The organism is Fictibacillus macauensis ZFHKF-1 (assembly GCF_000269865.1).
GTDB lineage: Bacteria > Bacillota > Bacilli > Bacillales > Fictibacillaceae > Fictibacillus_C > Fictibacillus_C macauensis.
Window position 1 is genome coordinate 35,776 of record NZ_AKKV01000023.1, and the last position, 14,365, is coordinate 50,140.

Annotated in this window: 12 protein-coding genes; 7 read left to right on the forward strand and 5 right to left on the reverse strand. The window is 38.3% G+C overall.

Annotation, left to right across the window (positions count from 1 at the left end; genetic code table 11):
* Nucleotides 1-6: 6 nt before the first annotated feature.
* On the reverse strand, nt 7-891 hold the full coding sequence (locus tag A374_RS07005) for a helix-turn-helix domain-containing protein (RefSeq protein ID WP_007201504.1): 885 nt from the start codon (nt 889-891) through the stop codon (nt 7-9).
* Between the two features lie 199 nt (nt 892-1,090).
* On the opposite strand from A374_RS07005, the gene A374_RS07010 reads away from it, so the two are divergent.
* The 4 genes from A374_RS07010 to A374_RS07025 all read left to right on the forward strand — a co-directional run bounded on the left by A374_RS07010 (nt 1,091) and on the right by A374_RS07025 (nt 4,474).
* The gene (locus tag A374_RS07010; RefSeq protein WP_007201505.1) at nt 1,091-1,861 is read left to right on the forward strand and encodes a YhfC family intramembrane metalloprotease; all 771 of its coding nucleotides are present in this window, start codon (nt 1,091-1,093) and stop codon (nt 1,859-1,861) included.
* 734 nt (nt 1,862-2,595) lie between these two features.
* Nucleotides 2,596-2,982, forward strand: a complete 387-nt coding sequence (locus tag A374_RS07015) for a hypothetical protein (RefSeq protein ID WP_007201506.1) — start codon at nt 2,596-2,598, stop codon at nt 2,980-2,982.
* 656 nt (nt 2,983-3,638) lie between these two features.
* On the forward strand, nt 3,639-4,052 hold the full coding sequence (locus tag A374_RS07020; RefSeq protein ID WP_007201507.1) for a DUF4064 domain-containing protein: 414 nt from the start codon (nt 3,639-3,641) through the stop codon (nt 4,050-4,052).
* Between the two features lie 35 nt (nt 4,053-4,087).
* Complete coding sequence (locus tag A374_RS07025) at nt 4,088-4,474, forward strand: DUF4064 domain-containing protein (protein WP_007201508.1); 387 nt, start codon at nt 4,088-4,090, stop codon at nt 4,472-4,474.
* Between the two features lie 327 nt (nt 4,475-4,801).
* Here the strand turns inward: A374_RS07025 and A374_RS07030 are convergent, their stop codons facing one another.
* The 4 genes from A374_RS07030 to galU form a co-directional block, all read right to left on the reverse strand.
* Nucleotides 4,802-5,203 carry a hypothetical protein gene (locus A374_RS07030; RefSeq protein ID WP_007201509.1) on the reverse strand — a complete coding sequence of 134 codons (402 nt, stop codon included), beginning with the start codon at nt 5,201-5,203 and terminating at the stop codon, nt 4,802-4,804.
* Nucleotides 5,204-5,509: 306 nt separating this feature from the next.
* Entirely contained in the window at nt 5,510-5,734 is a 225-nt protein-coding gene (locus A374_RS07035; protein ID WP_007201510.1) for a hypothetical protein, read from the reverse strand.
* Nucleotides 5,735-5,860: 126 nt separating this feature from the next.
* On the reverse strand, nt 5,861-8,770 hold the full coding sequence (locus tag A374_RS19480; protein ID WP_007201511.1) for a CDP-glycerol glycerophosphotransferase family protein: 2,910 nt from the start codon (nt 8,768-8,770) through the stop codon (nt 5,861-5,863).
* A 32-nt stretch (nt 8,771-8,802) separates the two neighbouring features.
* Nucleotides 8,803-9,690: a UTP--glucose-1-phosphate uridylyltransferase GalU gene (gene galU / locus A374_RS07045; RefSeq protein ID WP_007201512.1), complete on the reverse strand. Its 888-nt coding sequence runs from the start codon at nt 9,688-9,690 to the stop codon at nt 8,803-8,805.
* A gap of 268 nt (nt 9,691-9,958) precedes the next feature.
* On the opposite strand from galU, the gene A374_RS07050 reads away from it, so the two are divergent.
* The 3 genes from A374_RS07050 (at nt 9,959) to A374_RS07060 (ending at nt 14,335) form a co-directional block, all read left to right on the forward strand.
* A complete protein-coding gene (locus A374_RS07050) occupies nt 9,959-11,557 on the forward strand; it encodes an amidase family protein (protein WP_007201513.1) in 1,599 nt (532 codons plus the stop codon).
* Nucleotides 11,558-11,661: 104 nt separating this feature from the next.
* Nucleotides 11,662-13,404, forward strand: coding sequence for a methyl-accepting chemotaxis protein (locus tag A374_RS07055; protein WP_007201514.1), 1,743 nt, complete (start codon nt 11,662-11,664; stop codon nt 13,402-13,404).
* Between the two features lie 184 nt (nt 13,405-13,588).
* Entirely contained in the window at nt 13,589-14,335 is a 747-nt protein-coding gene (locus A374_RS07060; protein WP_007201515.1) for a metallophosphoesterase family protein, read from the forward strand.
* Nucleotides 14,336-14,365: the final 30 nt, after the last annotated feature.

Below are 14,365 nucleotides of genomic sequence, written 5' to 3' on the forward strand. Positions count from 1 at the left end.
CAAGATTTACATCGTCTCTTCAAACATTAAATTGATGGGCGCATCACGAAGTTCTTCTGTTTGCCTTTCAGTAAGAGGAATCTCCTCCGTTACTTCTTCAAACGTTAACGAATCCATCCATACCTGACCACTTCCACTTAATAAAATACCAAAGGCAATAACCTCACTATCTTCCAATACATCTAATACGATATGACAATGTGTCCACTCTGTCGTTCCCGATAACGTACGACCTGCCATATTATCAAACTGTTGCACGACTCCATTCGGTCCATCTATTCTCATCCAGAACCCGCATTCTCCCTCTACCCTTTCTGTTTTTAAAAACCCTGATAGCTTCATGCGCTTCATTTGATAACGATTTGCCTTGAATTGCTGCATCATTGTCGCAAATTGTGTCGGTGATGATGCTTCAATCGACTTCAGCGTTCCAGAAGCCTTCCCTTGATGAAACACATACCGATCAATTCCTACTTCATAGTAGCTAGGATGTGACCCTGACAAAATCCACCCTGTTAACAACTGTTCATTTTTCATCATTACGTCCTCCTTTGCTAGGAACAACTGACCTATTACCCGACGATAGCGTCCCGGCGGTAATTGGTACTGTTTTTTAAATGCTCGCGTAAATGCCTCTTGTGATTCAAAGGAACACAATAACGCAATTTCCAGAATGCTATAACTCGTACGTAACAATAGTGTTGCCCCATAGGCTAAGCGCCGGAAGCGAACATATTCTCCGACTGGTACACCAATTTCTTTTTGAAATAGACGGTGAAAATAAAATTTGGAAACATTTACGTGAGTTGATAGCACTGCAAGTGATAGAGGAGATTGCAAGTGCTGTTCAATATATGCAATCGCTCGTTGAATTAGGGGATGACTGCTCATCTTCTCACCTCTTACGTCAAACTGTATCATGTTTTTCATGCTTATTTTTGATCATCATTGCTTTTTATAGCCGGAGACGCATATTATGAAGATAGTATGAGCACTGTACAGACTTACAATTTTTTACTATTATAAAGAAGTGAAAGTCTATTATTGATTGTTCCATGTGAAACAGAATGAAGTGAAAAGGGGGAAGTTTATGGTTAGTCAAAGTGTCATTACCATGATGATTGTTAGTGGGATTGTAGCTATTCTCGTACCTATAATTCTCGTGATTTTTGGTGTAGTGAAGCTAAAAGTTAAAATGAAACCGGTTACGTTAGGTATTGTTACATTTATCGTATTTGCTGTTATTCTTGAGCAAGTAGTACATGCCTTTGTGACGCGGACGAGCGTGTGGGAATACCCCGCCTTTCGCATCCCCTATTCGGCACTAATGGCCGGTATTTTTGAAGAAGGTGGACGCTTTTTAGTGATGACTTACTTGCTGAAAAAGTTTCGTGATTGGAAAGATGGTTTTGCCTTCGGATTAGGACACGGAGGCATTGAAAGCATCTTAATTCTCGGTTTAAGTAGCTTTTCTAACATCTTTATAGCCTTTCAAATCAACTCTGGTAACTTTGATAAAATGATGACGCCGCAAACGAAAGATGCACTCATGATGACAAAAAAAGCGATATTAAATATTACTGTTTTCGACTTATCGCTCGCTTCTATAGAGCGTCTTTGTGCCTTAGCCCTACAAATAGCGCTGGCGATCTTCGTCATGTACGCGGTGAAAAGCGGTAAGCTTAGCTATTTATTTTATGCGATCGGCATTCATGCACTGTGCGACCTGCCTGCTGCCTTCTATCAAACAGGCTATCTATCACTCGTACCCGTTGAAATCATGCTCATTGTGATTGCTGTCGGTTCTGTGTGGTATATTATTAAATCAAAAAATACATTTAAAAAGACAAGTTCCTTATAAAGAGGGCTAGTTTATAAACAATGACCACATCTTCGAGTTTGATGATGTGGTCATTGATTTGTGTACTTCTTTACATTCACTACCAGGAACGCAAAGCCTCATTCAAAGTATTCAAGAATATATTTTCTATGTAATTTTCCCATAACACTCTCTACTTACAATACGATCTGAAGTTATTTACTAAACTTACGAAAAAATGAACTTAATTTATATACTATAAATGTAGACAATGGCGTAAATATAAAAAATAAAATTGTGAATAAAATTTTGATTCTAAGAGGTTCATTCGTTAAACTCCACACCATAATCATACTTACTGTCAATGCAAAAAACGTGTAGATTATCAGTAATTTTTTCATTAATTTCAAATCCCTCACACCCCTTCACTTAGTTAGGCAATAATTAAATAGTGATCGCTTGATGTCTAATAAAAAGTCACCTCTATTACAAAAAACCATATAAATCCTTTTAGGTAAATGGGGAAAAAGTTTTACAAGTGCCAGGAAATTAGTTTGCGTGTACGAGAAGCTAATACATCATAATTAGTAATATATTCACAATTATGAAAACATAACCTTTAGTACCTGTGCTAAAATCCCCCCATCTTATTTACCCTTTTTTAGGTAAACATTCAATTTTTAGCACTTTATGATAGTGTAGAAGTATGAGTTATTTTTTTAAAAAGGAGGATATATACTAAACCGTACTTCATTAAAAAATAAAGGAGAGTATGTATGAAACATAAAGCGGAATTTATTTTATCTATTATTAATACGGTTTTATCAGGAATTGGATTTCTAGTTCTTCTCTTATTTATCTTCATTCTAAATAACCCAGAATTTATAAAAGCACTAGAAATAGACTCTGCGGAATTTGCACAAGTGGGGTTTCTTTATTTTTCTATATTAATCTTAATTCTTAGCATTATTAGCTTAATTGGCATATTTGTCTACAAAAAAGGCAAGAGTGTAACAGCTATTAGTATTGTCAGCATTGTTTTTGGTGGGCTCTTCCTTTTAATTTCATTTGGGTATTCTTTTCTCCCATCAGCAATGTTAATCACTACAGGTATTCTAGGTCTCGTTCGCCGTAACAAAGCATCTGTTACATTTGAACAATAGTCATCACTTTATTCTGACAATCGCTCGGGCATCAAACGATGTAAGTTTACGAATGAAACTAGTATGCCTCTTTGTTCATTCTAGTTGGTGACCGAGCCTCTCTTGATCATTTCAGTGTTTTGCTAAAAAGAATCATTATCGTTTGCCCTTCAACTAAAAGGAATTCCTTATAAAGAATTCACCCGCAAAACTGAAACAAACGGTCAAGGAATTGGCTATCCCACCCCACAGTGCGACATCTAACGCTGTGTTCAATCAGTTTTATGGTGAAACCTTGCGTCATGCCCTCCTGGTAATGACAGGAAGCAAAAAACGATTCGATTTTTTCCATTGATTATCACACCCTAATTAGTAAAATATTAACAATTAAAGCATGTTTGCTTCAACGTTCTATGCTAAAATCACCCCTTCCTTTTTCCCCTTTTTTCAGGAGAACAATCAATTTTTTGTACTTTATGATAGTGTGAAAACAGGAGTAAATTTTTATAAAAAGGGGGATATATGGAAATGACGAGGAAGCTTAAAGCAACTAGTGGAGAAAAGGTCACACAAGTTGAGACAGTAATGGCAGAACTCGTTCTCAGTTGTTTGCCCGTAAACAGCGCGAAAAAGATAGCAAGTTGCAGCATACAATGATTTAAAGTAGGAGGAATGGCATGAAATTCAAAGTAGAATTTATTCTTTCCATCATTGGCACTGTTTTATTTGGGTTACTATCATTAGGATCGATTGCTTTTGTTTCTTTATTTCGATTATTCCTACATAACGAAATGGACAATCGTTCCTTTAAAACCCCAGAGGATGCTCAACGATTTGATATTGCCAGTCAAACGTTTTTATCGTTAGTGGTGGTTAGCATAATCGCGACCATCATTGGCATTGTATTATGTGTGATGTTAAAAAAAGAAAAAGGAATTATGGCTAGTAGTATCGTGGCCATTGTCATCTCTGGTATTTCATTACTATGGCTCATTTCAGTCATTCCAGCCGCACTATTACTCATTGCTAGTATCATGGCACTTTCTCGTAGAAATAAACAAAGTGACGCGAGGATAGAAGAATCTTTTTAACGAATGATTTTTAAAAAAAGTAGAGGAGCTTACCTATGAAACATAAAGCGGAATTTATTTTATCAATTATTAATGCATCACTATCTGCATTAGGTTTTATCGTTCTGATCTTTACTAGTGTGTTATATAATAATCCTCAGATTAAGGCTCAAGTGGATGCTAACACAGCACAAGGTGTTCAAAATGCAATTATCATTTCTTCCTTATTTATTCTTATCATTTGTATCCTTAGTTTCATTAGTATTTTTATTTATAGAAAAGGAAAGAACGTTACCGCAATCAGTATTATTTCCATTGTTGTAGGCGCCATTACAATCATACTAACTCAGTTCTTATCCATTATTCTATCTGCCATGCTAATTGTAACAGGCATTCTAGGTCTCGTTCGTCGCAAAAAAGTACCAGTGACGTTTGAACAATAATATGTACAAAGTGGAACGATTGTTAACAGAACGAACTCTATTTAATTAATAATATTATGCAAGCCATTATACTCGTTTTGTGTATCTTTATCCTTAAAGATTTAAAAAGCAAAACAAATAGTCGCAGCAGTTGCCTTTTTACTCATCAAGTACCTTGGTTTCGTCTTTTTTGGAGTTGGTTTAATGGTCCGCAGCAAACACAAACAACATCAAAAACACCTCACTCAAGCTATGTAAAATAAAAGAAGAAACCTTAATCCCGTAGGTTTCTTCTTTTTCACTTCATAAAAAAAAACTTAAACAACCGTTTAGGCTTCACTCCCCAAATTAGGAAGGTGAATATGCTTTTTTTCGAATAAAGTAAAAAGATAAGGAGCTAATAATTCCAACAATGATCATCAGGACAAGACTTGGCCAATCCATCTGTTCTGGAGCTTCGTGACCTGAAAGTAACATTGTCAACATGACTCCAAATAATAAACCGAGCATCGCCATGTACAGAAGTTGTTGAAAAATGCGGAGTTCACGGCCTTGGGCACGTCTTAGTGCACTTTCAGCAAGGACACAACCGACAACATGAACAGGTAAGCTATACATCATATAGGAACAGAAATAATGAATCTGTCCATTATCTTTTAGAACCGTTGCTGGATTAATAAGTAGAATGAGTGAAATACATAAAAAGGCTAGAATAGATGTAAGAAAAGCTATAATGATGAATCGATTCATGTAATGTTCTCCTTTTTTGAAATGACGGAGGTCCTAGTCTACATCGCTTCCTCCTATTCAAAAAGACAGTATAACACTTCACAGTGGTAAATTTTCACTTTCTGAAAAAAACGGAATCATCGTACTAGATAAATGCTAGATTATGTCTATAAATAGGACCAAAACCCTCCAATCTCCATCTAAAAAATACAAATTCACGGTAGGATAGTAAGAAACTCTTGTGGTTTTTATCCTATGACAATAGTCCCGAAAAGTAAATAGACAATCAAAAAGCGGGACCCCCTAAATAGGAGATCCCGTTTGTTTTTAGTTTTTTACCATGTCTTCTTTTTTTGTGACTGTTTGCTCTTGATCTTGCCATTTACGTGCTTCTTCTCTTGCCATCCGTATGACTTCTTCTTGATCGATTTCCAGTGGCTCAGCATCAACGATTGCTTCTTGCTTCTTCTTTTTTCGCTTAGAAGCGGCAATCCCTATAACGAGAGCGGGTACGATGATGGCAGTTCCTTTCATCAATTTCCAAACATTCATGACAGCTCATCCATCCTTTCTATACGTGGACATCTATCCAAGATATTACAAAAAGTATAGCGGATGTTTGGCAAAAAGGAAAGCTTCATCCATTGGAAACTCTATACCAAATTTAGATCAACACTATTAAGAGTGCAGTTTTTCATAAATTCCACGCCCCATACGATACACGAGACGATTATTTTTATACTTTTCCCATACGTGTTTTACGAAGTAATTACGCTTTAGCGATTGCCATAAGGAGGCTGACGCGTAAAGCTTACGTTCTTGTTGCTTAATTTCCTGATAAATGCGTGCACTATTATGATGATCAACATAGTTGAAGTAGTGTTCACGTTTTTGTGCAAATATCGGATTCTCAGCAAAATCTTGGACAATATACTGCTCTAAGCGCGAAACTAAATCATCTGACTCGTAAGCAACCTCACCAAACAGCTCATCTTTTAAGTTCATATAAGCCCCTTGATTTTCTTCATACTGATCGACATCAAAATGAAAGAAAAGCACCGGTTTCTTCTGATAATAGGTTTCCCAAGCAACACTTGAATAATCCGTAATTAAAAGGCTACTTCTCATTAACAGTTCATTCACATTTACTTCGCCAAATTGAATAACCGAAATGCGTTCATTCGTACTTGTAAAGCTTTGGACATAAGGCATAAATTTCGGATGAACGTAGAAATTCAGTTTCACATCATATTGCTCTAATAAAGACGTTAATTTCGGTGAAGAAATAAGTTTATTATATTCATGGAAGTAAGAGGATTGTACAAATTGTTCGTCATCTACTTCTTCTAACCAATTTCGCCATGTTGGCATTAAGAAGATTTCCTTTTGCTTCGTCTGTTGACTTTGATCTTCTAATACATCCCATCGTGAAAGCCCCGTTACAATGACGTTTTCTTCCTCATAACCGAAATAGTTCACCACTATATCTTTTTCGAAATCAGAAGAAACAACAAACAAGTTCGCACCATTTGCGGTGCCAACTTTAAAGGTATTCTCCACCTTCTTCAAACCAAGGACACCGTGCTGTAAAAACACAAATCGTTTCTTATTAAGTGTATTGCGAATAGGGCCTTGGGAAACGCGCCAAGCATATCCGTGGCCTTTCGTTTCAGAAGAAACAATAAGCTTAGAGCCTAACAATAGAAATAGATGTTTAATACTCATAAAATAAACAACGCGTCGCTTATAAGGCGTTAAATGGCGCTCATCAGCCGACCCTTTTTTAATGACATAATACACTTTTTGCTTAGGATGCTTCTCATACATATATTTAAAGAAATAAAAGCTATTATCTTGGGCCGTTTCTGAGTATTTCTCATGAACTAACCAGACGGGCTGCCATCGGAAATACCATAGGCATAGAATAGATAGCATATAAGCAATATACTCTCGCATTTTATCACGTAACGTTTCATGCTCACCTACTCGTCGATACGTTAAGCTTACACAGTTGTTAACCGTAATGTATGGATAAATCACATGTTCATCTGTCGTATGAAGGTTATGATTAAATACCGCATTTTTTAATTTACGATACGTTACTAAGCTGCCATTCCGCAAACGAATGAACCGTTTTGTACCATTATGCAACAATACAGAAACGTAGAAATCCCAATAAAATTGCTCTAGGGGCAATCGTTTCACATGGAACACAGCAGAAAGACGACGTTCATTGTCATCTTCTACTACTTCTACTTTACAAGGAATCATTACCGTTTGCTCTTTATTTTGACGATGGCGCAGTACAAGTCCTTCAATAATATATGCTTCATCCATTTTCACGTTTGCACTGAGCGTAATCTCACCTTGTTGAGACATTGTCAGCTTTTGTAATGTCGCTTTTGCTGGATACAGAGAATTTACATATTGCTCGTTCGTACACATATAAAAAGTTAATTCATTTTTTACGGTAAAATAAGGAGACAGTCCTAATGTGTCTGATAACGGTATATAAGGTGGTTCCTCATCTTGGTCAGGTAGACCGCTTAATGCTTTATGATTGCCGATTCTTCGCACTTCACAAATTGCACCATGATACATGCGAATGAATACGTCCCAACGACCACTTTGTTGAATATGCTCCTTTAACGGTTCTACATCAAGCATAATCCGCGTTTGGCCTTGGTAGGTGAGCTTCGTAAAGGCTAAAGGCACCTCATCATCCGATTTTCGCTTTGAAAGAAAAAAATCAAATTCCTCACAGTGTGCCAAATCAGCCGTATTTAAATCAAAAACGATCGAATTGGCAGTAACAAACAAATGTCGAGAAGGAAGCTGACCTTTTACAGTAAAAGGCACTTCGATGCTTTCTATTTCAGCATCTAATGACAAGGGATAGCGTTCAATGAGCTGACCTTTCGTAATTTCCAAAAATACCGTTGCCATTTCTTTTCCTTGCAAATCAACGGTTAACACCTGACGGTTAGCACTCCGTTCATACGGAAGAAAAGAAATGTCGCGTTCATTTTTGCACACAATTTTCACTTCATCCTCACTTCCTTGTAATGGATAAGGAAGCGTAATCGCCATGGTTTCATCTTGCACATCCACTTGACAAAGACCTGTTGGTAAAGAAAGAATGTCATAGCCTTCTCGTTCAAGTTGCAGAACAGAATCGATATGAAGCGATAAGCCATTTTTCTCTGTCACATACGGCACCCCTGCCACCGCTTCTTCTACATAATAAAAAGGTTTTAAATAGCGCATTTTTTGTGGTGAAACAGCTGTTTCATACAAGCCCAATCGACGCATTTGTGCTCCGTCAAATAAGCCTTTTTTTATATAAAAATCCCAACGACCTTGTGGTAAATGTGCAAATTGTTCAAAGGAAATACGTAGCTGATCTCCTTTTTCCTCTGATGAAATAAACACATACTCCACTTCAACAGGCATTGCTTTTTTTCGTTCCATTACAAAAAGCGAAACATACTCTTGAATAAACTCTACTTTTTTAGGTAATGTAATGACGATGTCTTCCCCATTCCACGATACATGGCTAAAGGAAAACCGACCGTGTCTGTTCTTCATTCCTTTTCTCCCCCATTACTCAAGCGTGACAATTATGAGATGGTCACTTTTTCATCGATCAGTTTTTGCTTCATAAATGATAAAAGTGGTGCTTTTAACTCCGGATTTTGCAGCGCAAAATCAAGCGTTGTTTCAATGAAGCCAAGCTTTTCCCCAACATCGTATCGCTTGCCTTCAAAGTCATAGGCATAGACAGGCTGTTCTGTGTTTAATTGTTGAATCGCATCTGTTAACTGAATCTCATTTCCAGAACCGACCGTTTGTTTATCTAAGTGGGCAAAGATTTCTGGTGTTAATACGTAACGACCCATAATCGCAAGGTTCGAAGGTGCTTCTTGTTGTGTCGGTTTTTCAACAAGCCCTTTAATACCATAGCGTCGCCCTTCTTGTGAAGTAGGATCAATAATTCCATAACGACTCGTTTCTTCACTAGAAACGGTTTTAACACCAATAACAGAGCTACCTGTGTTGTCATACTCTTGAATTAATTGCTTTAACCCAGGTGTTTCTGATTGAACAATATCGTCACCTAATAAGACAGCAAATGGTTCATCACCAATAAATTTACGTGCACACCAGACAGCATGTCCCAGGCCTTTTGGTTCTTTCTGACGAATATAATGAATATCTGCCATGGCTGCTGATTTTTGAACCTCTTTTAAAATTTCCATTTTACCTTTTTCATAAAGGTTTTGTTCCAGTTCAAACGCATAATCGAAATGATCTTCAATCGCACGCTTTCCTTTTCCCGTTACGATAATAATATCTTCTATGCCTGAAGCAATTGCTTCCTCGACAATATATTGAATGGTTGGTTTATCTACAATCGGTAACATTTCCTTAGGCATTGCTTTCGTAGCTGGTAAGAATCTCGTTCCTAATCCAGCGGCTGGTATAATCGCCTTTTTCACCTTTTTCAACTGAATCGCTCTCCTTTTATTAACTATGTGTAATTTTAAATAAAATAAATATAAGAAATAAGACGGATCATTGCTAAATGTCATGATACTTTTTACACAATTTTATTTCAGTGTAACATTATTGAAATATCATATTCAATTGGTTTGCTTGTTAATCAGCAATATTACATTTCTTGCAATGCTACCAACAAAACTTGTGAATCCAAGCATTTACGTATATTGTAAAAGCATAGCAAAATATTTCTAGTTCCAGGAGGCTCCTGCTCGTATGAAACGACTATTAAAATTTGCGGGAATTGGCGCAGCGGCAGCAGCGGCAGTTGCCGCTCTGGCTGTCAAAAAAACCAAATCTCAAAATGATCAAGCCGTCCTTCAATCTCATAAAACACCAAGTTTTTCCCAGCGAACGCTTGATTTCAAGCCATTTAAAAAAGCAATGCATGAAATGAGCCGCAAACGGCACTCTGAGATTGATGCCATGGTTGCAAATGCAAGTATTCTTTCTATTCAAAAGCGCTTAAAGCGAAAAGAGCTTACTTGCCAAGAGCTTGTAACCTACTATGTCATTAACATTGAAAAGAATGATGAAGATACGTTAAATGCCGTTGTTGAATTAAATCCTGATGCCTTAACCATTGCTAAGAAGCTCGATGACACCAACCACGTCACTAATGGAAAGCTATTTGGCATCCCATTATTATTAAAGGATAATATTGGAACAGCCGATCGCATGCATACTTCAGCTGGCGCCGATGTCTTAAAAGAGGCTTTTACGGATGAAGATGCCTTTCTTGTTGAGCAGATTCGCAAGCAGCAAGGAATTCTTTTAGGCAAAACAAATATGAGTGAATGGGCATACTACATGTCAGAAAAAGCGCCGAATGGGTATTCCTCGCTTGGTGGACAGACGATGAATCCTTATGGAGGCTTTGATGTTGGTGGTTCAAGTTCAGGAAGTGGGGTTGCAGTGGCGGCTAACCTTGCACCACTTGCTGTTGGCACAGAAACGTGTGGCTCCATTATTAGCCCTGCTACGCAAAATTCCGTGGTTGGACTTAAACCCACATTCGGAACGATTAGCCGACATCGGATCATACCGATTGCCTCAGCACTTGATACAGCAGGACCAATGGCAAAAAGTGTTGAAGATGTAGCCGTTCTCTTTGAGGTAATGAACGTTGTTGATGAACGAGATCCTGCTAGTATTTCCTGCTCGTTTTCGGCAACTGCCGTGCAATCGTTAGATCAGAAGCAAGCAAGTCGTATGACAATTGCTTACCTAGCACATCCTGACACAACACAAGAAGAGGAACAAATCGTTACGCGCGTGATGAAAGAGCTTCAGTATAGCGGCTTTTACGTAACGAAAGTACAACTTGAATCTCCGAAGCATATTGACTTAAACAGCATAATGCGCGAAAGCTTCGAAAACGATGTTAATGCCTATTTAAAGAAAACAAAAACTCATTCCTCACTCACAGTGCAACAAATAGTTGACTATAACAAAAAACGCATCACCTTCCGAGCACCATTTGGCCAAGAATGCCTTGTCGAAAGTGTGGAAAATAAGCATATGAACTCTCAAGAACTGGCACATCATATTGCACAAACACGCGAGCAAGCACGTTCATTCCTAGATGCAGCAATGGCAAATGGCGCCGACGCCCTCTTAACATTGGGCACAAGTCATGCCGTTGAATATTGTGGAGCTGGTTATCCTGCTCTCTCGATTCCAGCTGGCTATAAAGCAAACGGTGAACCTGTTGGCATTACACTGATCGGTAAACCCCGCTCAGAAGAAAAGCTCTTAAGCATTGGACGCACCTATGAAGAAGAAACGAAGCACCGTCGTTCTCCTTCTCTATAAATGTACGCAAAGAGGCATTGACGACAATGTCTCTTTTTTTCATTTGTAAAAGATTGCTTTTTTACCGATATTCCTACTATAGATCTTAATTTGGAGGGGTATGTGTGAGAAAAAAGCAAAAATCAATAAAATTGAAGCTAATTGCTATATGTCTTTTACTGTTAACGATTCCTAGTGTTTTAATTGGCATTGTTAGCTTTTTTCAAGCGAAAAGTGAGCTAGATGAACGGGGAAAAATCGGTTTAAAAAATGATGTAAAGTACACATTAGCTATGATTGAGCAGGTAGATGACCAAGTAAAAGCGGGGAAACTCTCCTTGCAAGCGGCACAAGAACACGTAAAAAACACTATTTTAGGTGCCAAGCGCCCCGATGGAACTCGGCCTATTTCCAAAAACTTTGATTTAGGAGAGCATGGCTACCTCTTTGTTCTAAATGACCAAGGAATAGAAATTGCCCATCCGCTCATCGAAGGAAAGGATTCCTTTAAAATTGTTTCAAAAGATGGAAAAATTATGGGCAAGGAACTCATCACATTAGCTAATAAAGGCGGTGGTTTTTTTACATATCAATGGGAACTCCCACAATCTAAAGAAATTGGTGAAAAAATTACGTATACCGCAAAGGATCCACGCTGGGGCTGGATTGTAAATGCTGGTACATACCTTGTGGACTTTAATAAAGGCGCAAATAGTATCCTGTATGTGCTTTTCATTACGCTCGGACTCTCTCTAATGATTGGAGGAGTCATTATTTACTATTTTGCCGAACGTATTACGCGACCACTTCGCGCCATGGAGCAAGCCTCTATTCGCTTAGCCAATGGTGAGCTTACGACTGGCTCTAATATAAGCCATCGGAATGATGAAATTGGTCGTCTCTCTCTTCAGTTTGAACGCATGGGTGAGCAATTAAAGGGAGTCATTAAAGATGTCATTATTCATTCTCAACAAGTAGCGTCGTCTTCAAAAGAATTGCTAGCTGCCGCCGATGAAACATCAAAGGCTACAGCACAAATTACATACACAACACAAGACATATTAAAAGAAAGCCAACAGAATTTATCGCGCTATGAAGACACCGTGCATTCCGTTGGCAACATAAAAAGTAGCATGAATGACGTTAAAAATCATAGTAAAGAGACCGAGAAACAATCACAACATACCGTCCAATTGGCAACCGATGGAGAGCAATCCATCGCACAAGCAAGTGGACAAATGCAAACAATTGTAAGCATTGTACAGCACTTGAGTACAAACATTTTCACTTTCAATGAAACATCAAAGCAAATAGAAAGCATTATCGAAAGTATTAAAGGCATCGCTAATCAAACCAATTTACTTGCCTTAAATGCATCCATTGAAGCAGCGCGTGCCGGTGAACAAGGAAAAGGCTTTTCAGTCGTCGCCCAAGAAGTCCGAAAACTCGCTGAACAATCAACAGAAGCGTCACAACAAATTACAGAGTTAATCCGTTTAATCCAAGGCAATGCGCTCAGTACTACTGAAACGATGAACCAAGCCCAGCAAGAAGTGGAAAAAGGGCTTACCGCTATGAATGCTGCCGGTGATCAGTTCTCAACCATTAAAGCAAGCATTGCACACGTGCTTACCCACATTAAAGACATTCATACGAAAACAAATCGCGTCACAGAAGAGATGGAGGTACTCGTAGTAGCCGCTGAACACTCACAACACTATTCCGAAAAAACAGCCCTACGCACAGAAGAGGTTGCTGCATCAACCGAAGAACAGCTAGCTTGCATCGAAGAAGTAACCGCCGCCTCAACATCTCTGTCCAAACAAGCTATGGAGCTACAGCAACGATTAACGAAATTTAAAGTATAAGAGCAGGTGCGAAATCCTTATGTGGTTAAGGATTTCGCCTTTTTATAATCAAATGATTATAGGATAGTTCAATGTCGCATAAACATGATTGTTCTCATCATTTCAATACATTTATACAAGGTAATACTAAACACGACTATGTAATTCTAAGTATCTCCTTCAATCACAAGAGAGGATGATTTCTATGAAACTAGGCATCATATCAGACATTCACGGCAACGCTGCCGCACTTAAAGCTGTCTTAGCAAAACTTCAAGACGATCATCATGTAGATATGATTTATTGTTTAGGTGATCTGATCGGATATGGTCCTGACACAAATGAAGTACTAGAACTTTTATTTTCTCGCGAAGACGTGGCAATGGTTACCGGCAATCATGATGAAGCTATCCTCGCATTACTAACGAATACACCGTACCCTGATTATCATCCGAACTTAAAAGAACATCATGAATGGATTGCACATCATATAGATCTCTCGTACGTACCACATTTACAGCAGCTGCCTCGTGTGATTACGCGAGAAATAAATCACGTTCATCTTTGGTTTGCTCATTATCAATTAGTGCCTGGACATGAAACGCTGACCATCGCCGATGAGCCTTTTTCTCCGATTGTAGGGATCAATCCTTATCAATTAGATCAACTATTCAAAGATGTGATGGCAGATCTTATCTGCTTTGGCCACCGTCATCCGCTGCATTATTTTAAAACTGCCCACTCCACATACTTAAATCCCGGCGCACTTGGCTGTAGTCGTACGCAAACAGCTCCTTATGCTCTCGTCTCCTTAACGAACCACACCATGAATATTGAGCTACATAATGCACCCTATGACAATACAGCCTTCTTAGCTTCTTATGCAACATTACAAGTACCAGATCGAGCGTATATTTTAAAAATGATGCACGGTAATCAACAGCTTCGCTAACCAAGCGAAGCTGTTATCACTCATGATAGA